Below are 23,628 nucleotides of genomic sequence, written 5' to 3'. Positions count from 1 at the left end.
AATGCAAGTGCAAACCAAGATGGAACATGCCGGCACGCGCCGCGTATTGACGGAACTGGCGGAACTGGCCGCCGCGCGGCGCTGCCAGGAAACACTGCTGAACTGCTACTGCCGCGAGGTCGCGGCCCCCGCCGGCCAGTTGCGCGTCGGCCCGCCCGCCGGGCACAACGACTGGCCCGCGACCATCGCCATGACGCTGCAGCGCGAGCCGGCCCAAGTGCTGGAAGTGCAGCTGCCGCATATCCACGGCCGGCTGCTGTCCGTGGTCGGCGGTGCCTGGCTGACCGGCAACTACCGCTACCTCTCGCCGGTATTCCACAAGGCCGAGAACAAGCCGTGGGCACTGCTCGACTGGGAAGCGCTGGCCGCGCTGCTGTTGCGCGAGATGGCGCAGCAGCACGAGCTGCCGCCCAACACCGAGCTGATGGAGCAGATCCGCAACAGCGTCGCCGTGAGCACGGAAGTGCTGTCCGTGCCGGTGCCCGCCACGATTCCTGCCGATCCGGTGGAGGCCTATATCGATTCCGAGCAATCGCTGACCTTCGGCCATCCGTTCCACCCCACGCCGAAGAGCCGGCAGGGCTTCTCCGACGATGACCTGCTGCGCTACTCGCCGGAGTTGCGCACCCGCTTTCCGCTGGCATGGTTCGCGGTGCCGCGCGGCGACATCGCGCAGCAGTCGCTGCGCGACGCCAGTTGCGACCAGTTGATCGCAGCGAATGCCCCCGCCGTGCCGGCCGACCGCGTGGCGGTACCGGTCCACCCCTGGCAGGCAGGCTACCTGCGCGAGCATCCGCTGGTGCACGATGCGCTGGCGAGCGGCCGCCTGCAGGACCTGGGCACGCAGGGCGCGGACTTCTTTCCCACCTCGTCGATCCGGACCCTGTACCAGCCCGGCAACCCGTACTTCTACAAGCTGTCGCTGAACATCCGCATTACCAACTGCGTGCGCAAGAACGCCTGGTACGAGCTGGAAAGCGCCATGCACGTCAACCGCGTGCTGCGTCCGCTGTTGCCGGACCTGGCGCGGCTGTTCCCAGGCCTGGCGCTGATGGAGGAGCCGGCCTTCCTGTCGGTCGACCTCAAGGACGCCGATACCGAGCAGAACCGCCAGGTCATCGAAGGCTTCGGCCTGATCCTGCGCCAGAGTGTGGATACGCTGCGCGCGCCCGACTGCGTGCCGCTGCTGGCCGGCTCGCTGTTCGGCAACCATTACTACGGCGAAGCGCGCATGCAGCGGCTGCTGGCGGCGCTCGCCGCGCAGGCCGGGACCACGGTGGATGCCATGACCGAGCGCTGGTTCTCCGCCTATGTGTCGCAACTGCTCTACCCGGTCTTCCATCTCTTCTTCGCGCATGGCGTCATCTTCGAACCGCACCTGCAGAACGTGGTGCTGGGCCTGCGCCAGGACCTGCCCGCGCAACTCTTCCTGCGCGACTTCGAGGGGGTGAAGCTGACGCCGTCGTGCCATCCCGCGTCTTCCATGCCAGAACTCAGTGAACGCGCGCGGTCGTCGCTGTGGTACGACGAAGAACAGGGCTGGAACCGCGTCGCCTATTGCCTGTTCGTCAACAACCTGTGCGAGGTCATCGCCCAGCTGGGTGGCAGCCGCCCGGCCATGACCACGCGGCTGTGGTCGGTCGTGCGCCATCACTTGCATACCTACCAGCATCGCTACGGCAACGCGGCCTCGGCCCGGCGCATCAACGGCCTGCTCGCCGGCAGCCCGTTCCCGGCCAAGACCAATTTCAGCAACCGCTTCTTCCAGCGCGCCGACCGCGCCTCGACTTACGTGCCCGTCGCCAATCCCATTCCCTTCGCCGGCGTGGAGGCGGCATGGCAATGACCGCCCCCGAACTGCGCTGGTCGCGCGTCACCGACCACCTGCAGAACGCGCTTGCAAATGCGCTTGCCAACGCCAGCGCCCCGCTCAGCACCTACGTCTACGACCTGGAGGCGCTGCGGCGCCATGCCACCGCCACCGCGCGCGGCCTGCCGCCGGGTTTCGAGCTGTTCTACGCGATCAAGGCCAACTCCGACCTGCCGATCCTGCAGACGCTGGCGCCGCTGGCGCACGGCTTCGAGATTTCCTCCGGCGGCGAACTGGCCTGGGTGCGCGAGCATTTTGCCGACGTGCCGCTGATCTTCAGCGGCCCCGGCAAGACCGATGCGGAACTGGCCGGCGCGCTGGAGCTCGGCGTCGAGGCGCTGCACGTGGAAAGCCTGCATGAACTCGAACGCCTGGCCTGGCTCGCGCGCGCGCGCGGCGTCACCGCCCCGGTGCTGCTGCGCGTCAACCTGGCCATTGAAGGCCTGCAGGCCACCACGCTGATGATGGGCGGCAAGCCCACTCCGTTCGGCATCGCCGGAGATCAGCTCCCCGCGTGCCTAGCGTGGCTGCGCGCACACCCGGAAATCCGTCTGCGCGGCTTCCATTTCCACCTGATGTCGCACCAGCTCGACGCCGCCGCCCACCTGCGCCTGCTCGACGCCTACCTGCAACAGGTCAGGCGCTGGCGCGCGGAATACGGGCTCGACACGCTGGACCAGGTCAACGTCGGCGGCGGCATCGGCGTCAATTACCGCGAGCCCGAGCGGCAGTTCGACTGGGCCGGCTTTGCCGAAGGCCTGCCGGCGCTGTCGGCGCAGCGCGACGGGCTGACCGTGCGCCTTGAATGCGGGCGCTATATCACCGCCTTCTGCGGCTACTACGCGATGGAAGTGATCGACGTCAAGCACGCCTTCGACCGCGCCTTCGTCGTGGCCTGCGGCGGCACGCACCACTTCCGCACGCCCTATGCGCAAGGGCACAGCCACCCGTTCCGGGTGCTGCCGGTCGAGTCGTGGCGCTATCCGTTTGCCCGCCCCGGCGTGCGGGACGCGCGCGTCAGCGTGGTCGGCCAGCTCTGCACGCCGAAGGACGTCCTCGCGCAGGACGCGCCGGTGGACAGTGTGCGTGCCGGAGACATGGTGGTGTTCCCGTATGCCGGCGCCTACGCCTGGCATATCTCGCACCATGACTTCCTGCGCCACCCGCACCCGCAGCACTGCTACCTTGCTGCGGAGGATGCTCATGCTGCAGCCTAACCGGCTAAAGGCCGCACTCGCTGCCGGGCGCGAGGTGTTCGGGCTGCTCAATTCCCTGCCATTGCCGCTGGTGACCGAAATGATCGGCTATGCCGGCTTCGACTTTGTGATCCTGGATCTTGAGCACGTTGGGGTAAATCCACAGACGCTGGAAAACATGATTCGTGCCGCGGAATGCGCCGGCATCACTGCCCTGGTACGAGTGCCTCGGGCGGCGCCGGATATCATTCTGCGCGTGCTGGATGCCGGGGCGCAGGGCATCGTGGTGCCCCACGTGCGCAGTCGGGCGGAGGCCGAGCTGGCGGTCAACAGTACCCGCTACCATCCGCTCGGCACGCGCGGCATTACTGGGGGCCGGACGACCGGCTTCGGCACGCTGACGTTGCCGGCCTACTTCCAGCGGGCCAACTGGGAGCTGATGGTGGTGGCCATGATCGAGGACCGGGAAGGTGTAGACGCCATTGACGAAATTGTCGCTGTACCGGGCATCGACATGGTGCTCGAAGGCGCGATCGACCTGTCGCAAAGTTTTGGCGTGCCGGCTGATGCGCAGCATCCCTCAGTTCAAGCCGCAATCCAGCGCATCGCGCAAGCCTGCCAGGCGCGTGGTGTGCCTTTCTGTGCCATCCCCCGCGCTATCGGGCAGTGCGAGCACTGGCGAGAACTGGGCGTCCACGCTTTTCTGCTCGGCGATGACCGCGCTACGGCCTTTCGGGCCATGAAGCAGTTGCTGACGGGCTATCGGTAACAACCGTGGTGTGAATTGGCAGCCGCACCTGCGCACGCACGCGCGGGTCCAGCGCGTAGCCTGCAGGGCCGGCGGTGAAATATCGGTCACGGAAATCCAGCGGGCCACTGCGGAAGGCGTTGCCGCCGTACTCGCCATGGCGCGCGCGCCAGCGCACGGGCGCTAACGTCGACCGCGTCGATGCGGAAGCGCGCCGTGGGCACGCCGGCATCGAGCAGGGCTATGGCGATCGAATAGGGTTCGAGGCGGTGGTGGTGCCCGAGACCCTGTTCTTCCGGCATCGCGAGGCGCTGCTGGTGCTGGCCCGCTTTGCCGCCGAGCGCGCCAATGCCGAGGGCACGCGCACGCTTTTACCCCTTTTACCCGGTGGCTGACCCGATACGTCGGCGCGCGGACTGAATGGCGCCGCATTCGTTGCCGGCCATCGCGGAGAGAGGAAATCGACGATGGATGCGGAGCGATCTGTTCGGTGACGAGCATTCGCTGTGAGGTTAATTTAGCGTCTTATCTGACCACTAAGTATGTAGCGCCCGGCAATAGACTAATACAGGCGGTTCGTTTATATCTCCACCTTGGTGCCCAGTTCGACCACACGGTTGGCAGGAATTTGGAAAAAATCCGATGGCTTTGCCCCGTTCTGATGCATCCAGGCGAACAAGCTTTCGCGCCACATCGGCATGCCCGGAAGCCTGGACGGGATCACCGATTCACGCGCGATAAAGAATGACGTTTCCATCAACTCGAAATGCATGCCGAGCTTGCGGTCAGCCAGGTCCAACACCTTCTGCACGTCCGGCGTTTCCTTGAAGCCGTATTCTGACTTCAGGATAAAGGCGCCACCGCCCAGGTCTTTGCAACTGACGCGTTGGTCGTCATCAACATAGGGGATGTCGCGCGTAACGAAGGTCAGGAACACCACACGTTCGTGCAGCACGCGGTTGTGCTTAAGGTTATGTAGTAGTGACACCGGCACCGTGTCGATGCTTCCGGTCAGGAATACCGCGGTGCCCTCGACGCGATGCGGCGGGTGCGCCAGCAGGCCGGCAATGAACGGCTCCAGTGGAATGCCATCTTCCAGGCTGCGCGCGCGCAGCAGCTTGCGTCCGCTGTACCAGGTCATCAGCATAAAGAATGCAGCGCTGCCCAACAGCAGTGGGAACCAGCCACCTTCGGCGATCTTGAGAAGGTTGGCGGCAAAGAATGCTAGATCTACCAGCAGGAAGCTAGTGCCCAGCACCGCCACAAGCGCCGGGTCCCACTTCCACACATTGCGCATGCATACCGCTGCCAGAAAGGTGGTGATGACCATGGTGGTGGTCACGGCGATCCCGTAAGCCGCAGCCAGGTTCTCCGACTTCTTGAACGAGATGACCACGCCGATCACCAGCACCAGTAACAGCCAGTTGACTACCGGCAGGTAGATTTGGCCGATTTCGGCGGCAGAGGTATAGAGTACGCGCATGCGCGGCACGAAGCCGAGCTGGATCGCCTGGCTGGTCAACGAGAAAGCACCCGAGATCACGGCCTGCGAGGCAATCACGGTGGCGCTGGTCGCTAGCAGCACCATCGGCAACTGGAGTAGTTCCGGCACCATCAGGAAGAACGGGTTTTCCACGCCGGCCGGGTTGTGCAGCAGCATCGCGCCCTGGCCGAAGTAATTCAATATCAGGCACGGCATTACGAGGACGAACCAGCCGATGCGGATTGGGCGCGCGCCGAAGTGGCCCATGTCGACATATAGCGCCTCGGCCCCGGTCAGCACCAGAAATACTGAGCCCAGCACGATAAAGGCCTGCAGGGCGTGCTCGACCAAGAAGCTAATGGCGTAATAAGGATTGATCGATTTCAGAATCTCCGGTGCCTGGACCAAGTTGAGGATGCCAAGCGCTCCCAAGGCAACAAACCACGTCGTCATGATAGGCCCGAACAGCTTTCCAACCGCTGCGGTGCCGTGGCGCTGGATCAGAAACAGCGCTGCCAGGATCACCAGCGTGATTGGTATTACGAATTGCGAAAGCTGGGGAGCCGCGATCTCAAGTCCCTCCACTGCCGACAGGACCGAGATCGCCGGCGTAATCACGGCGTCGCCATAGAACATGCAGGCGCCGAAGATGCCCAACATCATCAGGATCTTGGCCTTCCTCGAGCGCTGCGCCACGGTGCGCAGCACCAGCGCCATCAGCGCCAACACCCCACCCTCGCCGTCGTTGTCGGCACGCATGACGAACACCACGTATTTGATGGAGACCACGATGATCATGGCCCAGAACAGAATCGAGATGACGCCCAGCACGGCATCAGGGCTGAAGGCGATGCCGTGTTCCTTGCTGAAGCACTCCTTTAGTGCATACAGCGGACTAGTGCCGATATCACCGAAGACGACACCGACCGCGCCGAGCACCAAGGCTCCTGTACTGGGGCTTTCGACGAAGTAATGAGCGGTGGCGGACTGGGTCATCGAATTATTTTTGTTAATCGCTCATCGGCAGATCGCTGAAAGGCAAGTTGAATGGACTCGTGCGATTCTAGATGAACGGTAGACGATCGACCATCTCGCCCGGTCAGCCAGATCCACAAAACTGGCGCCGCCGCGCTAGCCGCTACATTGCGCATCATGGACATCCTTGCTGCCCTGCACCTAAGTATCTGACCGAATGATCAACCGCACCAGCAATTTGCATATCGGCATGACTGTCGCTACATCGCAGACCATCTGATCCATGCTGTGGTCGGGGACGTTTAACGCGCCGGCCCGGTCTTTTCCTACGCCGCCGTGACGCCGCAGCCACCGCCGCACGCATACCGCCCTCACCGCAACGAGCGCAGCGCGCAGACTTCCTGCTCGGCGATACCGTCTCCTCACCGATCAGCCTTTGCACGAGCACATCGGCACCATCGTGGGCCTTAACCAGAAGACCGCCTGTATTCAAGGCGAGTCGAGCGAAGGTCACTGGCCCCTTTCCTGCGACCTCCAGCATAAGGTCTTCGAGGCATCTTGCCAGACGAAATCATGCGATAGCATGAGACGTCGCAAGCAGTCCCTTCATGAGATGGGGCGCCAGCGTAATCAGACACAATCCGACAGCGCGCCGGCCCACGTTCCATGTATGCTGGAATCGAAGGTTATATCCTTCACTTTACCTCCTTTGAACTGCCCGCCTCTCCGGCGGGTTCTTTTTTCCCACATCAAGCTGGATCCCTTGTTGGCACTACTCATTCGCCTGCCATGGTGATGGTTGCAGTCCGGCGTCAGGGCAACTGAGATTGAATGGTTGCTCGGCCGAAGCCTGACGATGAAGAACGAGCGCGCTCAAATGAATCCGCTAGATGGGCAGCGAGCTCGGTACCGGCCACCCGAGACGCTCCTGCGATTCCTGGAGTCATTGTCATTATGTGAACCAGGGGAGCACAGGCCACGCGGCGCTTTCTCTATCCATGTGGCACTCTCAGACCAAGGGTCATCTACTCCTATTCCTGAACTCCAGCCAGTTCACGCCCCGCGAAGCGAGACGCAGCATCCTTTTTTCTGTTGGATCGGTGGGCATTTCACTGTTCCGTACGAGCAGAATACACAGCAGTCACCCCGCCTCGGCCGCATAACTGCACCGCAGTGGCCACACTCGTAATAGAACTGGCATGCATTCGTAGGCATAACTTCCTTTTTTACGCAGCCACAGTGCGGGCAAGTGAGGGTCGATTCAAGCAGAATCTTGCTCATAGTTGTTTGGCTTGACACCTGTCGAGGCGAATCTACAGTCATTCATGCCAGCAGCGTCACACCGGCCCAGGCAATCAACACCGCCCCTAGCACGCGGCCGAGCCGATCGCCGCCCGGCACGATTTTTTCCACGAAAACGATCAGCGACAGCGCCGCGATCCACAAGACGTTCATCACCCCGCCCACGAATAACAGCGTCATCAGCAAGCAGCAGCAGCCGACGCAGTACGCCCCGTGACGCATGCCGAGCAGGAAACTTCCCGCGACTCCCGAGCGCCAATGCTTAGTAAGGAAATTCGCCGGCGAACGGCACTGCTTTAGGCAAGCGCGCTTGAGCGGCGTGAACTGATAGAAACCTGCTGCAGCAAGAACGATTGCAGAAAGGACCGCGCTCTTCGACCACAACATCATGGCGGAGATAAGCCCGGTGGGCTGCAGGATCATCTGCAGCCATGTCGCGCAAATCGAAAACGCAAGCCAAGCAGTCAGATAGCCAGCCAAAAGAAGCATCGACGGAACGAGTGATCTCGATTCCGGCGCGCCGTAATATCGAATGACGCGCCGATACAGCAAGATAAGCGGTGCAGCGCTGGGCGTCATCATTGCGATCATCATCGTCCACCACATCACGACCACGGTCGCTAGCGACATTTCCATGCTGCCGCCATCTGCCAGCCGATGCGGGAACAATGCGACTGCCGTCATGTCGAGTGCAGCCATCCCCGTTCCCGCACCAGTCCACAAGTAGTACCACGACGACACGATAACAGCAACAATACCAAGTGCTGTGATTACGCGCTCACGGCCGAGGAAATTCTCGATGCAGCTCATGTGGCAGTATGATGCCGGATGAGACCTTTATTGTTCATATGCAGTCGTGCGAACTGCGCGTACGTGCTATTGAGATTCAGCGCGATATTGCCTTGCGAGCGACTCGTCCCCGAGCCGATTTCGGCAATCTCGTATTCGAAGCCGAGCGGCAGATCGATTCGAGCGCGATGCTCGGCGCCCGTCACCGGATTCCGAATCGGCTCTCCCACGATGTCGAATACCCCCTCGACATGAATTCGGCCGCGCCTCGCATCAACATCGACGTCGAAATCGATCGTCGTGAAGATAGGATCGTAAGCCTGTTCGAGCGTCGACGCGAAAACAGAGAACATCGTTGCGAATGGCTCGGTATCCTGACCCGACATGATTTTCAGAACGGCATCACGTTGCTCCGGACTAGCCCGTTCGTCGACAACTGGCTGGCACTTGCCCTTGCCTTCGTGAATCGGACCCGGCCATTTGAACACCACCGCGATGTTGACGCCGTCGAGTCGCACGACGTCATAGAAGCCGTTGCTGATCGAAATCGCACCCATGGCTTCGCAAAAACCATGGGTCGGTAGCGCGTTGAACTGGCAAGGGCAACCGTATGAGCAATTGCAGTTAATCAGCTCGGTACCTTGAATTTCCCAGGGGGTCATGGTTGTTGTCCTATGGTTGTTTCCCTGCATTCTGAATGTACACCAAGCGCCACTTCGGGGCTCGCTCGGTGCCATCAATGCTTGTTCCTCGATCGTTTGATTCGAATCTAGTGAAGCGAATCGGCAAAGTCAAAAAGCTGCGGGCCCCCAGTTGTGTCTTCTTGGCGGGGGCCGAAGGCGTCAGGTCTGGCGATTCACACTGGAGAGTGGCCATGCTGTCGAGGCGCTTGAGGTGGCCTTTGCCAAATACGGCACGCCGGAGATCGTCAACACCGTTCAGGACAGCCAGTTCACCGCCGCACAGTTCACCGACGCCGTGCTTGGCCGCGGCATCCAGCTGTCGAGGGACGGCAAGGGCCGTTGGCGCGACAACGTGTTCGTCGAACGACTTTGGCGCAGCATACGAGGAGGTCTATCTGAAAGCCTACGACTCGGTCAGCAATGCGCGCGGATCTATCGCGAACTACGTGACCTGGTACAACGAACGACGACCCTATTCCAGTCTGGAGACCAGATCCCGGATAAGGCATACTTCGCCACGCTGCGAGCAATCAAAGCGGCAGCCTGACTGCACCAGCGCTTCCACTTATAAACTCCGGCTCTTTGTCCGAACAAGCGAAACTACCTCTGTGGCATTTCGTTTGCTTCGCGGGAGAACTGTAAGACGGCCTCGTAAGCTCTCACTGAACGCCGGCCGCAAATGCTGACATATGCAGCTGTTCGTTGGTCAGCCCGTGGCTCCTGGTTATGAAAATCATGCAAAGACTGCAAAAGTTCGAATGTAGAAATTGCAAGATCGATTTGAAACCTGAAAGACATTTATCGATTTTTGCATGTCGGTTTGTATCGAACTATGATTCTTTGGATCGCCAATTGGCGCAGCGCTGAGCGACATGGGCAACCTTAATGATCTAGTTTCCGATCCTCGTTTGAACAACTATGCGCGCCGGTTAGGTGTTAAATTACCACTCGAGGTCGGCTTGACGCAGTGGAAGGGTCGTGTTTATTACCACGTTAGTGGCGTGCATCACGACGGGCGTCGCTTCCTTATTGAAGTGTTTAGGACAACCGCTAGCGGAAACCTGGAGGCCATTATGGCTTTCGAGTATCCGCCGCCGATTCGGGATCTCGATCTCAAATAGGGAATGTCGATCGACTATGCTGATGGACCCAAGAGCAACATGAACTTTGAAGCGCCTTGATGCTTGATTCGACAAGTTCGCGTCCTTTATCGGGAACCCGGCCAGCTGGTGTCAGCTTCGCAGGAAAAGCCAGACGTTTCGCGAGGCGACCACGCGCAGATTCACTTGCTGATCGAGCCCTATGCCTGTTTCTAGGACATGCTGGAGCGCCTGTTGGATCACCCCATGAGCCAGGCCCATGAAGTGGGAGCACAAGCATATCATGGAGAGCAGCTGGCATCTGACATGGCATGATCGTAGGCTATTACTCGCCGACGACCTGACCCAGCCGCTGCGCCAATGGCGCATCCTCGAATTGCCGATCCCACCGCCGCAAGCGCCGCACCCATCACCGCCGCCATCGCAACGAGTTTTGGTGACAAACTAGAAGGCTTTATAAATCAGCGCCTTGCGCAACTCGCAAATTGCAAAACAAAGGTTACCGGAAGCCAATCACGGCCATCCAAGCCTGTCAGGTGAAATTTAGCTACAGTCCGGGAGCGCCCTCAGCGCCGTTCCATGTTCGAGGAGTGAGCTGCTTTGGGTGTGCCATATGTTCACTCTGTTTGCGTCCCTGACGCCAACGTCCGACGCTAGCGCACGCGTCCGGCTCTGTCCTCGCCTGCTTGATTTGCACTCTGGATCACGGCACCGATGGCATTGATGCCGGCCGTAACTTGCTCGCGGCACACACAGCACTATCCTAAGTTTCATTTAGGAAACGCAGCGTGAGGACACACAAATGTCTGCAAGACAACGGAACGGCACCTCGGCGCATCGTGCGTGGCCGATAACGCTTTATAAATCAGGGCCTTGCATAACTCGCAACTCGCAAATCCAAGGCTAACCAAGGTCAATCCAGCCCAGCCAAGCCTCTACAGCCGTGCTGCCAATCGCGACTACTTCATCGCAGCCGCTCGGGCCGGTCAGCATTCTGATACCGCGAAAAAAACCCCCGGGGGACCGGGGGTTCAACGGGATGTGGGACAACATGAAATGTGTACCCGGAGGCAAGTATACCCATGCTTCCGGATTCATACCACAATTGGGTGATGTATTTTCGGACATATAGTCGCAGAGGTTGGAAGCCTTTCGGGGGAGCGACCCTTAGCGCTTATGTCAGCGATGTCTCCAGGTTGGAGTCCGTCTAACCTGCGCCCCTGAATCGCAGGGTAAGTTTGTACAGCCGCTCATCGTCCTCACGCTTCCTTCGACCTTCAGTCTGCTTTGACCACCCAAGATAAAGGCCATACGCGACCCACTCGTCCCGGCGACCAGTGGAGATGTCCCCGTGGGACTTCTCCAGAAGAAGGCGGAGGGACTCCTCCGTGATTGCCGTAAGCTCTTCATACGACCAGGTAGCGGTTCCGGACTGATTGGTTGTTTCTGACATTCCGTTCCTTATTGGAAAAGGCTACGTCGTGTCGATCTATGTGCAGTTCTGCATTCTATCGCTTGGCCAGCGCCCAGCCTGCGGCGACCGCCCCCTCCAAAGTTGGGAACCAGAGCTGCTTCTTGGCGAAGCCTTGCGGGTCAAGGTCCATCCAAAAGCACGGCTTCACTCGTACCATGGAAAACCGAACTTGCCGGGCTAAGTATGGTTGTGAGCACTGAGCCCTCTCTTCGCCATGACATATTGAGCTCCCTATGGTTGGCTGCTTGCAAGCTCATACATATGGTTTTGTTGCCTAATACACCAACGCCTCGTCGTCTGCGTGGGAATGCAATGTATCGTCATTTCAGCTTCAGGCGCGGGCTACCGCTCGCCGAAGTTAAGGTGCGTGGCATGAGGACGGGCCGGAAACTTTTCGAGGAAGCCACCCGATATGTTCGACGATCTGCGCAAACCTTATGCTGATCCTAATGCACCAGCCGCAAGTGGGCCCGCTGATTCAGTCAAGCAGATCCCTGACACAGACACTGGGGGCGACGCGGCGCAACGCCGATACCGTCAGCTTTGCAATACGGCCAATATTCCCCTGTTCAGCCAGGCGTGGTGGCTGGATGCCACCGCCGGTCCCGGGAACTGGGGCGTTGCCCTGGTGGAACGCGGTGGACAGGTGGTCGCAAGCCTTCCCTACGCCCCCCGGCGCCTGTATGGGTTCTCAGTAATCGCCCAGCCAGCGCTGGCCAAGATGGCCGGACCGTGGCTGGCACCGATGGCGGGAAAGCCGGCGAGGATGCTGGGTCAACAGAAGGAGTTGATGGACGAACTGATTGGGCAACTGCCGCGGTTCGACCATTTCCAACAGCACTGGGATCCCAGCCAGACCAATTGGCTGCCCTTTGCCTGGAAGGGATTCCGCCAGACCACCAAGTACACGTACGTGCTCGATGACCTGTCGGATACGGCCGCGCTCTGGAATGGCATGCAGCACAACATCAGGGGCGAAATCCGTAAAGCGGGCTCCCGCCATGGTCTGCAGGTGCGCGACGACCTCGGTATCGATGAGTTCATCCAACTTAACCGGCAGGTCTTCACCCGGCAACGCATGCCGTTGCCATATACCGACGACTACGTGCGCCGCCTGGACGCTGCATGCGCGGCGCGAGGGGCCCGCAAGATCTTCATTGCCGTGGATAAACAGGGCTACCGTCATGCAGGCGTCTATCTGGTCTGGGACGGACAAGTCGCCTATTACCTAATGGCCGGCTCGGACCCGAAGCTGCGCACCAGCGGCGCTAGCAGCCTGTGCATTTGGGACGCCATCCGCTTTGCCTCTGGCGTGGCGCGCACGTTTGACTTCGAAGGTTCGGTGCTGGAGCCGGTCGAGCGCTTCTTCAGGGGATTCGGAGGCAGGCCGCAGCCTTACTTCTTTGTTCAGAAGACCCCATCTCGCATACTTCTGACCTACCTGTTCCTGCGTTCGCTCCGCAAGCCCTGAGGTATGACCTGGATGACATTGTGCAATTACCCGAGCGTCAAGTGCTCGGGAACAAGGACGCGTCGCCAGTGCCGCCGGATCACCTGCATTCTGCAAAATCTGCGCGTCGACACCGCAGGTTCAACGGCGCGGCATCGCGATCCAGAAGCGACAGGTATTCCTCGACAGCTTGGGGCAGCGGTAGCACTATCCGGCGTACATTGGTTACTGCGGGATTGGTTACTCAGAAGGCGGCGGACAAACTTCCGCAACACCTGGCCGGCCTTCTCAACGCCTTTATGGCTGACTCGGACGAGCAGCCAATCAGCGATAAAGTCGCGTCGTCTTCTCACACCTGGTTTACTATTGCGATTTGGTTTGCGATTGCGTTGTAGAGGTCGACCTGATTCTGCTCGGTCCTGATGGAAACAATCAGACTGTAATTGGCCACGCTGTCAAAGCGTTCCAGTCCCGGGCGGGTTCTCCACCATCCCGGTGCAGGATACACGGCGAGGACCCCCCGGCTCGCCAGTTCCGCAGCCGTGCCTTCCCATACGTCCTGATGGAGGGAGCCGCGATGGCGCTGCCGATCACCCAGATACCAGTCCGCGTCCGCAGCGTTTAGAGGATCCTCATCGTCACGCTCGACGGCAGCGTTCACGCGTGCCACAAACGCTTCCGTCGTCGCATCGAGCGGGCGCTGCACGTCGAAACGCAGACGATGGGACGGGTAGTGATACTTTGAAACGCTTCCGCGCGCTGACGGATTGGGCTCGATAAAGTAGGAAAGGGTAACCCGCATTTGGACAGGCAGCCCCTGCAGCGCCTCCAGTTCCTCGCGCGGCCACGGCAGCGCATGTAGGTTCATCTCCCGCGAAGCGGGACCGACACCGCGCTCCTTTTTATAAGGCCGCAGTGCATCCTCAATAACGAGTGTCAGCGAATTGGACGCGCTCCAGAGCGCGCGGTCCAATGACGGCTCGCCCCATCCGCAATGCCTGATCAAACGCGCATAGGCCGCCTTGCCGGGTTGCGCCGCAGGCAGATACGCCTTGCGCATTCCTTCCGTCCATTCCGCCGAATGCACGATCAGGGCGCGAATGGTTTCCGGCCGCATCTGAGGATATTCCGCAGCAATTTCCGAGGCGAGCTTTCCGCACAGGGCTGCTGCGGCACTGGTCGCGTTGAACGTGGTGAAGACTCGTTCACGGGGCAGATGGTGGGCGGACAGCAGCTGCAGGCTGTCCATGCCGATGGCACCAAAATTGTCGCGCGCGACATTGCCACCCTCCATGACGACATCAGGCTTCAATGGCCATGCGCTTTGCCAGGCAGCCGAAGTCGTCGAATACGGACTCAAGCCGCCCTCTTCAGCGATCGCTTCGTAGCCTGCATGCGCAGTCGTCTTGGCGGTACACGCCCCAACTGTCAAGGCATTCCAGGCTTGTCCGGGGTCATGGATCAGATTCGTCGACAAGCTGTCCGGGTAGGCGTTCCACGCATCGATATCGTTCGTATTGCCTGCCGACAGTACAAAAAGCCGCGGAAACTGTCCTTCGTTGTCGGCATCTGCGGCCAGACTATCGACCTTGGCCGACCATGAAGAGGGGCGGCCCCGATCTCGGTAGTCCGATGCCGTGACGGCCGAACAGAAGATGCGTTTGCGGTCCGGGTACGAAATTTCCGGGCGGGAGACGGCCTCACCAAAGAGCTGCGCATGAAGCTCAGGCTCGCCAGCGTTCGCACCCGCCTCCTTCAGCAGCCTGACTGACTCGAGCCGGTGGTAAATCGCAATGGGCGCGTTCGACTCGATCGCCTCGGTGAGATCGCCATATGCACCGAGGCCCGCCATGCCCGTACCGTGATTCGCCTCGTCATCGGTCCGACCATCCTTCTCGACCGAGTACATGTCATCCTCGGCCATTAGGGGAGCCAGTAATTCATGACCGCGGTTCACTCCGGAATCCAGCAGGCAGAGCCGCGGAGCATCCTCGGCGGCAGCGAGATGCGTCCGCTGGATTAGATCCTGCTGCCAATCGCGCTGCTCTTCAACGCCCATCGTATCGAAGAAGTCGGCCGTTTCCTTGGCGCGGCGGAATTCGGCGACACAGTTCAGGGAGAGCAGCGAGGTCTTGACCTGGTTCTGGCTCCCATACATGAGCACCACCGTACGCTCGGGAAAATCGGTCTGCTTGTCGGGCACCTGGCAGCCGGCACGCTGCATCAACGCCTTGAAATCGCCAATGACCGCGTTTCGGTTACCCCGGACCGGCAGCCACGCCTCCCACCAAAAACCTTCGTCCTGATCTTTTGGCAAGAGCTCGGGCTCGTCGGTCCAGAGCGTGCGGATTTCGATCGGCTGGATGGCGGCAATGGTATTGATCAGCGGCTTGTGGTCGAGTGGCCCGCCGGCCTTGTTCTTCTTTTCGCCGAGGTAATCCGCGACATAGCCCTCGAAATGCGCGAGCTTCCCCTCGGGGACGAACACGCTGGCAAAAGTCTGCTCGCCGTCCTGCCGTACGCTCAGAAGCTCGATGTGACTCCGGGGGTTGCCGCGCTCGGCGCTGAGGCTCTGCACTGCAAGCTCAACATTGGGCTGGCTTGCAAACTGGATTTGGACGCCAAGGCCGCTGGAGAGGCCCAGGGCAGCCTGTTCGGTATGGGCGGCCACAGCGACCGCCTGAAGCCGTTCGATTTGCGCCTGGAGCGTTTGTCCATGCTGCTGCCGTGGCAAGTCGGGAACGACAGGCCGACCGCGGCCATTGGCGGCATGTGCAGTAAATGGAGAAGAAGTGGATGTGCCCGTGGGCAGTAAATGGCGACGCTTATTTTGCGGCGGGACCGGCATGTGGTTGCGAGTTCTTATTGTTCAGTCTCTGGTTCAGCTTCTTCCGTTCGACCAGCGCAGCTTCCAGCGCCTCCGTCGATATCTTCGGCTCGTCGTGCATCAGCGCTTCCTTGATCGCTTCGTCGACCGCCCGGCGCAATTCCGCATAGCTCAACCCCATCGCCGTCTCGGCAAGCGCGGTGAGCGGCAAGGATTTCGGCGCAAACGAGCCCAGTCGGGAACGCAACAACAACGCGGATTGCGCTACGCTGGGGACGTGATATTCGATCACGTCGTCGAAGCGGCGGAACAGCGCGTAGTCGAGGATCTCCGGATGATTCGTGGCAGCGATAATGAGGCTGTTTGACTGATCGTGCTCGATCATCTGCAGGAAGCTGTTCAGCACCCGACGGATTTCCCCGACGTCGTTCGGCATGCCTCTCTGGGAACCAATCGCATCGAATTCGTCGAAGAAGTACACGCCGCGCACGTCCGAGATGGCATCGAATACCTGCCGGAGCTTGGCGGCCGTCTCGCCCATGAACTTGGTAATCAGCGCATCGAGACGCACCAGGAACAGCGGCAACCCGAGTTCGCCGGCAAGGACCGAAGCGGTCATGGTCTTCCCCGTACCAGGGGGGCCGACCAGCAACAGCTTGCGACGCGGAGACAGTCCGTGCTCGCGGATCCGCGTAAGCATGCGCTGCTCTTTCAGTATCCGCTGCAACTGCTCGCGCCCCCCGTCATCCAAGACCATATCCGCCAGTCGGTTCGACGGGTAGCTCACATGGAGGAGATTCGCAATCTCGCCACGCGGGCGTGCAATGGGCACTATTTGACCTGCCGTCGGCCGCGCCGCCCGTTGTTTGGCCGAGTCGACCATATCCCGCAGCTCTACGGCGAATCGGCCATGCCCCACCTTGGCCTCATGGGCAGCCACCTGCATCGCAATCGAATAGAACTTCCCATCGTCCTGATCGATGTGCGATTTTACGAGCGCTTTGATCTGGTCTGCGCTGGCCATGATGCGAACTTCCTCCGGAATGTGGCGTGTTGATACTGACGCTGCCCGCTACCGTTGATATCCGCGCTGCAAGCCGTGTCGTCAACAGCACATGTGACGGCGGTTGACTGCCTTCAGTTTAACATCCGCGCCCCATTTCCAGAGGTTCGACCCGCACTCAATGAGTAGCGGTCGCCTCTCCGCAACAGAACACCCAACTTCCCATGAGCGAGGGCCGGTCCTCCCTTCAACGCTGAGAACCCGCCTCAAATGGATCAGCGTAGTTGCCAAGGCGACGGCTGGAATCTCGCAAGTCGACACTACGCTGATTATTCAGCCCACTCACCTGCTCGCGGGCACGCTCAAGCTCGGTCGAGAATTGCGTACGCAGTTGCCAGCTCCCTGCCGGCGGCGTCCAGTTCCGCCCGCCCCGGCTCCAGCCGCGCCTGCGTCGCCGCGTGAGCCTGGCGCTCCGCGGCCAGCGTCGCCTGACCCCACTCGATGGTTTGGCGCGCGGCGTGGCCAACTCGGTGGTGGCTGCCTCGTTGGCCGCCTGCCAGATGGTCTGCCCCGCCCCCGGCCGCGATGTCCCTCAGCGTCTCCGGCAAGTCGGGATGGTCGATGGTGACGCGCGTGCGTCCCCGCAGCTCCTGCCAGAACGCCTGCAGCACCTCGGCGGGCTTGCCCATGCACCTGGCTGTAGAGCTTGTTGTCGGTGGGCGTGACGCCGTAGCGGAAGAACAGCAGGCCGCAGACCTCGCGGTACAGCGTGCGGGTCTCAGGAAAACGCGCGCGCAACTCGGCCAAGTCGGCCTGCAGCGGGGCGTCGGTCAGATCGAGGTCGAGGGCCGGCGTGTGCCATAAATAGGTCATGGCAGCCCGAGTCGCTCCTTCATTTGATCGAATAGCTCAGCATAGCTGCCACAATTATAACTTTTGTCGTAGCGATACTTTTCGGCTCCTGATTTGCACTTCAATATAGCGACTTCGTCGTGCGGAATTCGGTAGTCTAGTCCATTCCAATTGCGAAGCAGAACACCCTCACGTCGGGTCGACCAATCTGGCATATTTCCTCTTAATCGAGATAATTCTGCGAGAAATTCGCTGACACTGGAATATCTTTTGTCGGCGGAAGAAATGGCTGCTCTCAATGTGCGCTTAATGGCCGCTGGAATGTAAAAAGGAAGAGTAGAAAAGTCAGCCAAATTTCCGCGTGAAACTTTTTTTTCGATGCAAGAATCCACATAAATGGATAGCTCATACCCACCCTGAATACCAGTAAGCTCCGATTTTTGTTTTTTTGTCAAATAACTAAGCAAATCATTGCTCAAGGACCCACCAAATAACAAAAATCCAATAAGTCCGGCTTGGTAGATATCTGAGGAAAAATTAAAGAATGAGTCCTCACCAAAAGCTTCAGGCGGTCTATACAAAATGCTGTGCTTCGATGCCGGTGCACTACCCGTTTTCTCATCGATTCGCCGAACTGAACCAAAATCAGCAATCAAGAGATTGTCGTTATGAACCAACAGATTTTCGGGCTTCAAATCCCGATGCACAAGCAAATTCGGACTCATATGCAATGCCGCAATTCCAGATAAAAGTTGGCATAGCAGCTTATGAGCCAGAGGAAGTGAAATAAAATACGTATCTAGGAAATTTGCGAGATCACCTTCACTGGCCGCTGGCGTCATGAAATATGAGCAATCTTTTCCCACTTTTCTTGCGTCGTATACTTTCAGGACATTTTCGTGATTTATCTTTGCAATAATCGTTGGCTCTTGATCAATATCACTCTCCCCGTGGAAATATATCTTTATAGCAACTTCCTTTTGGAGCACGCTATGCCGGCCAATAAGTACATATCCGTTCGCTCCAGAGTCGTTGAATGAAGCGATCTCAAACTCTGGAAATTGCTTTAGTGCGCTGATGGCTTCTTGTGGCAAATTTGAAATATCAAGAGCCATGGATCAATTCAACCCCTCGTAAGCCAGGTCATACGCCTTACCAATATCTGCCGTAGCGGGGCGGTTAGTTTTACGTCCATTCTCCCTCCGCTCAGTCGCCGCAATGGTCGCATTGTGGGCAAAGGTTAGCGGCGCGGGCGACGTGGCAAGCAGAACGCCCTCAATCAGAAATGTTCCTGCCCCACCTGCGCCTTGCCCGGAAGTTGCCCTACGATTTACCACAATTTTGTCTATTTAATGCTCAGCACAAAAAGCTCTGAGCGCCTGCACGAAGACCTCGACATCATCTTGTGACGGATTTTTGATGAGTTCGAGTTTATTGAATCGACTGCCAACTAATGTATGCGACTCTCGAGTACCGGTGAGCGCAACGATTCGAGCGAGGTTTGCCTTCAAAAAGACACCAGCGACTACCATTCATCGATCTCCAAATAATTAGCACGGACGTCACTGTCAGCGACAGTGGGATTCTGTCACAATATTGCTAAGAGATTGTGATATTTGTCCGATACGACCAAGAAGCTGCGAGTAGTTTGGGCCAAGCCAAGATAAGGGGAATCCGCTATCAAAAGGAGTACGGCCCCAGACCGGTCTGCTGTTGAAGCGGGGATAATATTAAGTCCTATCCGGCCCGGTAAAACTCCACCGACTGCCCCGCATTGGCCGCCCGCTGCAGCCAGTCGGGCATGTCGCCCTGCCCGTCCCAAGTCTGCCCCGCGGCGTTGCGGTAGCACACCACTGGCGGTGGCGCTGGTGCGGGTAGCGGCGGCGGCGGAGGGGGCGGCGGATCGAAGCACCCCGCCGCTGCCAGCTCCTCCATGGTCAGCCCGTAGTCGGCCATCTCCGCCTGGATCCAGCGGATCGCCGCGGCCCGCTCATTGATTTCTGTCATTGGCGCTGTCGTTGCTGTCGTCACTGCTGTCGCTGCCGTCATCCGGGTTGGAAGCGGCCGTCGGCACGCCCTGCCTGTCATTTTCTTGCTGTCCGTCCTGCTTGTCGTCCAGTTTTTCGCGTGGCGCCGCCTGTTCGGTCGGCGCCGGGCTGCCGGCCTTGCGCCGCCGCCCGCCACCACCGTCCCCCCGCCCGGGTGGCGTCACCCGCAATTCTGCCAGCAGCTGGCGCGCCAGCGCCGCTTCGGCCTCGGCCCGTTCGGCCCGGCGCTGCGCTGCGGCCAACGCCGCCTGCACCGCGTCCAGGTCGTGCGCCACTTTGCGCTGCGCCTGCTCGGCGCTGGCGAGCCGATCGGCGAGCGCCGCGGCCTGGGCTTCGAGCCGGGCGCGGACTTCGGCCTGCGCCACGGCCGCGTCGCGGGCCTCGCTGCGCGCCGCCACCAGTTCGCCGCGCAACGCTTCGGCCGTGCGCTCGCTCTGCTGGCGCGCGGTACGCTCCGCGTCCAGCTCACGCAGGCTCCGCCGCTCGCTGGCCTCGGCCCGTTCTTGCGCGAGGGCCACCGCCTCGCGGGCGCGCTCGAGCTCGGTCGAGAATTGGGTGCGCAGCTCCGCCAGCTGCCGCCCGGCGGCGTCCAGTTCCTCCCGCCCCGCTTCCAACCGGGCCTGAGTCGCCGCGTGCGCCTGCCGCTGCGCGGCCAGCTCCGCCTGCACGGCAGCGTGCGCGTCGCGCGCCTCGGCCAGCTGCGCCGAGACTGCGGCCACCTCCTCCCGGGCCGCCGCGGTCTCGGTCCGCGCGGCATCACGCTCGGCCTCGGCGGCGCTGGCCGCATGGCGGGCCTCGGCGCGCAGCGTGGCCAGCTCGCCGGTGGCGGCCTCGTTGGCCGCCTGCCAGATGGTCTGGACCGCCCCGGCCGCGATGTCCTTCAACGCCTCCGGCAAGTCGGGATGGTCGATGGTGACGCGCGTGCGCCCGCGCAATTCCTGCCAGAACGCCTGCAGCACCTCGGCGGGCGTGCCCATGCTGCCCCTGCGCACCAGGCTGTAGAGCTTGTTGGCGGTGGGCGTGACGCCATAGCGGAAGAACAGCAGGCCGCAGACCTCGCGATACAGCGCGCGGGTCTCGGGAAAGCGCCCGCGCAGCTCGGCCAAATCAGCCTGCAGCGTGGCGTCGGTCAGATCGAGGTCGACAGCCGGCATCGCGAAAAAGCGAGTTATGTGACTATATATATTACTACGTATTACGTTTAATAGCTAACGTTTGCCGTATAACTTTAGACATAACTGCGCTTATGTTTATAATATTGAGATTGAGTGTGACTCTCGAGGCTCGCGTTGGTTTGCACAATTTTGTTACCGTTGTCTGCACAATTTTGTTCCGAGCCCCCTGGGCCGAAACTCTGGCGCGCCGCAAGCCAACGGCTTCACGTTGCTCACGGTACGTCGTGTTCAGATCCGGGATAGCCCCCGACGCACATTCGCTTCTGCCCTCGTCCACTTGATCAGCAAGAGGCCATCGTCGGTTTCGCGCAGGCGGACGCAAGACTTGGAATCGTCGCGCTCAAGCGGAGCGACACCCCGATCGATGTCATCTAGCCAAGTGGTCAACGCGTCGAACGTCAGCTCGGTTTCCCACGCGACCGCCATATCGAGCACTGCGGTTAGCGGCGACTCCCGAACCCACTCGCAGCAGGTCCAGACGTCCTGATCGGCATATAGATAGCCCGCCGGCGCTACCGCTGCATCCCGCGTATACCGGATGAGGCCCAAGTCGCGCATCGCGTGAGAAACGCTGCAAAAGCGCCGCCGTTCCTGCTCCGCCGGCCGATTGGAGAGCGCCAGGTCCGAACGGCCCCAGCCGAGTTGAAGTTCGTTGAGCGCGATATCGTATGGACAGATCAGGCCCCAGCGGGGCCCCTCCTCTGGACGCACGCTGACCCAGCGCGAGAGCCGTCCCTCCTTGGTCAGCCTCCACCGACAGCGACAGGTGCCATGGCGAGCCTGCCGGTCCTGGATGGCATTCAGGCGCGTGACAAACGAAGACGGATTCGCCGAAGCGGCGTTGATGCGTATATAGAAGTGAAGAACGTCGGCAAAGCTGAGGTGGCACAACCTGAGGTGGCCGAGTTGGATTTTCGCTTGCCGCGCAAACACGTGGCTTTCCAGAGTCCACCGATCACCGGCTTCGATAAGGAGCTGCTCGATGTCCTCGGGCGGGGGCTCAAGCGTGCGCAGCTGAGCGAACGCTTGGTCGAGGGAGACAGCCCCCGGCATGCCATCGTTGCCCGACGACCAGATCTCGCCGAGCGACATGCGCGCGGCAGCGACGCTCGCCCGTGCGACCCAGCCGGCGAGCGACGCAACACGCCCCTGCTCTCGGGCGGGAAAGCCGGCATCAATGCCGTGCGGCCATGTCCTGCAGCGTTGCCGCATCACGAACTCCAACGCGCCCACACGCTGCGACACGAAGCTGGCGGTGTGCTTCTGCGCCCAGGTCGTTTTCAGCTCGCTCAGGTGAAATGGGCACCGCGAAAGCCACCCAAGCTGATGCAGGTAGCTGTGGTAGCCGTGCTGCATACAGGTCTCGCAATAGCGGATGGCACGTCGCTCGCGACTATCGGGAGGCGGGCCATAACGGCCGACATCGATGAACCGTATGGAAGGCGAGAAAACGTCTTCGACAAGCGGCGCGGCCTCACCGAGCACGGACGCCAGGCGCTTGATTTCGTCGATCGGAAGCGGCGTGCAGCCATCGGGCTCCACCCTCAAAAACTCCGCGCATTTTCGGACGTTGATGCCATTCAGTGCGCAGAAGCGGGCGACGAACGACAGCCTCGACTCGTACGGACGGAGGTTTCCCGGCCACCAGTTCACCGATGGGTAGGCCGCCATGTCAACCACCCGTCGAGATGATCCTCATGTGGTCCGGGAAGTTCGCTTTGGCGAGTTCTCGCAACCAGCTCTCGTAGGAGGTCACGTCGGCCCAGTCTTCGCCCCGCGCCAGTTGGAAGAGTATCGCCTCGGTCGCTTTCGCGACATGCTGCATTGGAAACTCGAAATGCCGGCGCGCAGATTCGGGCGAAAGCTCCATCAGCGCTTTCCACAGCTGCGCCGCGCATTGGGCGAGCCGGCGCCCTGCCGCATAATCCGCCGGTGCGAAGTGCTCCAGGTACGGAACGCCGCTGCTTGGCGGCCACTCGGAGTCGCTATCGTAGCCGTTGAGCACGTACCCGATCTCCTCGGGCGAGCGCAGGCCGTGGAAGCGCGCATGCGCTGCCATAAAGCGCGCGGCGACGTGAGCGTTGCCCGTGATGGCCATATATTCGTGGCGATAGTTCAACTGGTGTGAGCCGACTGAAAATACGCTGAGTAAATAGCCCTCGTAATCGAGCTCATTTTGCAGGCCGACCAGCCATTTCCACTCCCGCAACGTCAGATCCTGCGCTTCATCGATAAGCAGCACCACGTAGTTCCGTTGCGCGTTGTTCGCAATGGCGATGAAGCGTTGCTTGCACAGGTATATGCCTTCGGCTTTCTTCGGTGGCTTTGCCGGGTTGGCGAATTCGAAGCGCGAGGCGAGTAGGAGCTGGTGCCAGAATCCCGCTTCACTACTCTGACTGTCGGGGCGGCGATTCCACACCACCAGGGGCATGACGGCCTTGAAGCGCTCCTGCAATTCGTTTGCAACGTACCACTGCACACAGCGGGACTTGCCTAGGCGGGACGCGCCATAGATATAGCCGCCGGGGCGCTGCTGGTCGATCCATTCGCCGATTTGCTCGATCATTTCGTGCATGGGCGGTGTATACACCGCGTACTGCTTCGTCACGATGCAGTGCCGCGGATCGATGCGCTCGGGTAGTGAGAAGGACAT

The 23,628-nt window shown here is 60.4% G+C and carries 15 protein-coding genes and 4 pseudogenes; 5 read left to right on the top strand and 14 right to left on the bottom strand.

Features of this window, described 5'->3' with window-relative positions:
- The first annotated feature begins 1 nt into the window (after position 1).
- From I6H87_RS32750 to I6H87_RS32740, 3 genes are read left to right on the top strand one after another with little or no spacing between them, the layout of a single operon-like run.
- Positions 2–1,846 (top strand): IucA/IucC family protein, encoded by a 1,845-nt coding sequence (locus tag I6H87_RS32750; RefSeq protein ID WP_011154043.1) that lies wholly within the window; start codon positions 2–4, stop codon positions 1,844–1,846.
- Positions 1,843–3,087: a type III PLP-dependent enzyme gene (locus tag I6H87_RS32745; RefSeq protein WP_041688643.1), complete on the top strand. Its 1,245-nt coding sequence runs from the start codon at positions 1,843–1,845 to the stop codon at positions 3,085–3,087. The genes I6H87_RS32750 and I6H87_RS32745 overlap by 4 nt, the downstream gene beginning before the upstream one ends.
- Positions 3,074–3,835: an HpcH/HpaI aldolase family protein gene (locus I6H87_RS32740; RefSeq protein WP_011154041.1), complete on the top strand. Its 762-nt coding sequence runs from the start codon at positions 3,074–3,076 to the stop codon at positions 3,833–3,835. Before I6H87_RS32745 ends, I6H87_RS32740 begins: the two co-directional genes overlap by 14 nt.
- Before the next feature lie 19 nt (positions 3,836–3,854).
- On the opposite strand, the pseudogene I6H87_RS34590 reads toward I6H87_RS32740, so the two are convergent.
- The 5 genes and pseudogenes from I6H87_RS34590 to I6H87_RS32720 all read right to left on the bottom strand — a co-directional run.
- Positions 3,855–4,077: pseudogene (locus I6H87_RS34590) on the bottom strand (CheR family methyltransferase); the annotation flags it as partial.
- Positions 4,078–4,394: 317 nt separating this feature from the next.
- On the bottom strand, positions 4,395–6,293 hold the full coding sequence (locus I6H87_RS32730) for a potassium transporter Kup (protein ID WP_011154037.1): 1,899 nt from the start codon (positions 6,291–6,293) through the stop codon (positions 4,395–4,397).
- A gap of 1,032 nt (positions 6,294–7,325) precedes the next feature.
- Entirely contained in the window at positions 7,326–7,553 is a 228-nt protein-coding gene (locus I6H87_RS34585; protein WP_082236118.1) for a GDCCVxC domain-containing (seleno)protein, read from the bottom strand.
- A 42-nt stretch (positions 7,554–7,595) separates the two neighbouring features.
- Positions 7,596–8,384, bottom strand: a complete 789-nt coding sequence (locus tag I6H87_RS32725) for a DUF2182 domain-containing protein (RefSeq protein ID WP_011154036.1) — start codon at positions 8,382–8,384, stop codon at positions 7,596–7,598.
- Positions 8,381–9,025 (bottom strand): DUF1326 domain-containing protein, encoded by a 645-nt coding sequence (locus tag I6H87_RS32720; RefSeq protein WP_011154035.1) that lies wholly within the window; start codon positions 9,023–9,025, stop codon positions 8,381–8,383. Before I6H87_RS32720 ends, I6H87_RS32725 begins: the two co-directional genes overlap by 4 nt.
- Positions 9,026–9,221: 196 nt before the next feature.
- On the opposite strand from I6H87_RS32720, the pseudogene I6H87_RS32715 reads away from it, so the two are divergent.
- Positions 9,222–9,593, top strand: a pseudogene (locus tag I6H87_RS32715) (integrase core domain-containing protein); the annotation flags it as partial.
- Positions 9,594–12,032: 2,439 nt separating this feature from the next.
- On the top strand, positions 12,033–13,091 hold the full coding sequence (locus tag I6H87_RS32710) for a GNAT family N-acetyltransferase (protein WP_011154032.1): 1,059 nt from the start codon (positions 12,033–12,035) through the stop codon (positions 13,089–13,091).
- Between the two features lie 328 nt (positions 13,092–13,419).
- On the opposite strand, the gene I6H87_RS32705 is transcribed toward I6H87_RS32710, so the two are convergent.
- The 9 genes and pseudogenes from I6H87_RS32705 to I6H87_RS32665 all read right to left on the bottom strand — a co-directional run bounded on the left by I6H87_RS32705 (position 13,420) and on the right by I6H87_RS32665 (position 23,628).
- Positions 13,420–15,741, bottom strand: a complete 2,322-nt coding sequence (locus I6H87_RS32705) for a S8 family peptidase (RefSeq protein WP_328706771.1) — start codon at positions 15,739–15,741, stop codon at positions 13,420–13,422.
- Positions 15,742–15,895: 154 nt separating this feature from the next.
- Positions 15,896–16,921 carry an AAA family ATPase gene (locus I6H87_RS32700; protein ID WP_011154030.1) on the bottom strand — a complete coding sequence of 342 codons (1,026 nt, stop codon included), beginning with the start codon at positions 16,919–16,921 and terminating at the stop codon, positions 15,896–15,898.
- Between the two features lie 268 nt (positions 16,922–17,189).
- Positions 17,190–17,773: pseudogene (locus I6H87_RS32695) on the bottom strand (DNA-binding protein); the annotation flags it as partial.
- Positions 17,770–18,867 (bottom strand): protein kinase family protein, encoded by a 1,098-nt coding sequence (locus I6H87_RS32690; RefSeq protein ID WP_011154028.1) that lies wholly within the window; start codon positions 18,865–18,867, stop codon positions 17,770–17,772. The gene I6H87_RS32690 and the pseudogene I6H87_RS32695, both read right to left, overlap by 4 nt.
- Before the next feature lie 3 nt (positions 18,868–18,870).
- Positions 18,871–19,284, bottom strand: a pseudogene (locus tag I6H87_RS32685) (DUF3010 family protein).
- Positions 19,285–19,489: 205 nt separating this feature from the next.
- The gene (locus tag I6H87_RS32680) at positions 19,490–19,759 is read right to left on the bottom strand and encodes an H-NS histone family protein (RefSeq protein ID WP_011154027.1); all 270 of its coding nucleotides are present in this window, start codon (positions 19,757–19,759) and stop codon (positions 19,490–19,492) included.
- On the bottom strand, positions 19,743–20,954 hold the full coding sequence (locus I6H87_RS32675; RefSeq protein ID WP_011154026.1) for a DNA-binding protein: 1,212 nt from the start codon (positions 20,952–20,954) through the stop codon (positions 19,743–19,745). The genes I6H87_RS32680 and I6H87_RS32675 overlap by 17 nt, the downstream gene beginning before the upstream one ends.
- Before the next feature lie 249 nt (positions 20,955–21,203).
- Positions 21,204–22,646, bottom strand: coding sequence for a hypothetical protein (locus I6H87_RS32670; RefSeq protein ID WP_041688639.1), 1,443 nt, complete (start codon positions 22,644–22,646; stop codon positions 21,204–21,206).
- A 1-nt stretch (position 22,647) separates the two neighbouring features.
- On the bottom strand, positions 22,648–23,628 hold the full coding sequence (locus I6H87_RS32665) for an ATP-binding protein (protein ID WP_011154024.1): 981 nt from the start codon (positions 23,626–23,628) through the stop codon (positions 22,648–22,650).

Source organism: Cupriavidus necator, from assembly GCF_016127575.1.
GTDB classification, from domain to species: Bacteria; Pseudomonadota; Gammaproteobacteria; order Burkholderiales; family Burkholderiaceae; genus Cupriavidus; species Cupriavidus necator_D.
The sequence above is the reverse complement of the archived record's forward strand: the minus strand, read 5'-3'. Positions and strand labels throughout refer to the sequence as shown.

Bases quoted from the DNA above. Each gene is read 5' to 3' on its own strand.
- I6H87_RS32750 (WP_011154043.1), top strand. From the start codon at position 2: ATGCAAGTGCAAACCAAGATGGAACATGCCGGCACGCGCCGCGTATTG.
- I6H87_RS32745 (WP_041688643.1), top strand. From the start codon at position 1,843: ATGACCGCCCCCGAACTGCGCTGGTCGCGCGTCACCGACCACCTGCAG.
- I6H87_RS32740 (WP_011154041.1), top strand. From the start codon at position 3,074: ATGCTGCAGCCTAACCGGCTAAAGGCCGCACTCGCTGCCGGGCGCGAG.
- I6H87_RS32730 (WP_011154037.1), bottom strand. From the start codon at position 6,293: ATGACCCAGTCCGCCACCGCTCATTACTTCGTCGAAAGCCCCAGTACA.
- I6H87_RS34585 (WP_082236118.1), bottom strand. From the start codon at position 7,553: ATGAGCAAGATTCTGCTTGAATCGACCCTCACTTGCCCGCACTGTGGC.
- I6H87_RS32725 (WP_011154036.1), bottom strand. From the start codon at position 8,384: ATGAGCTGCATCGAGAATTTCCTCGGCCGTGAGCGCGTAATCACAGCA.
- I6H87_RS32720 (WP_011154035.1), bottom strand. From the start codon at position 9,025: ATGACCCCCTGGGAAATTCAAGGTACCGAGCTGATTAACTGCAATTGC.
- I6H87_RS32710 (WP_011154032.1), top strand. From the start codon at position 12,033: ATGTTCGACGATCTGCGCAAACCTTATGCTGATCCTAATGCACCAGCC.
- I6H87_RS32700 (WP_011154030.1), bottom strand. From the start codon at position 16,921: ATGGCCAGCGCAGACCAGATCAAAGCGCTCGTAAAATCGCACATCGAT.
- I6H87_RS32690 (WP_011154028.1), bottom strand. From the start codon at position 18,867: ATGGCTCTTGATATTTCAAATTTGCCACAAGAAGCCATCAGCGCACTA.
- I6H87_RS32680 (WP_011154027.1), bottom strand. From the start codon at position 19,759: ATGACAGAAATCAATGAGCGGGCCGCGGCGATCCGCTGGATCCAGGCG.
- I6H87_RS32675 (WP_011154026.1), bottom strand. From the start codon at position 20,954: ATGCCGGCTGTCGACCTCGATCTGACCGACGCCACGCTGCAGGCTGAT.
- I6H87_RS32670 (WP_041688639.1), bottom strand. From the start codon at position 22,646: ATGGCGGCCTACCCATCGGTGAACTGGTGGCCGGGAAACCTCCGTCCG.
- I6H87_RS32665 (WP_011154024.1), bottom strand. From the start codon at position 23,628: ATGTCCTTCTCACTACCCGAGCGCATCGATCCGCGGCACTGCATCGTG.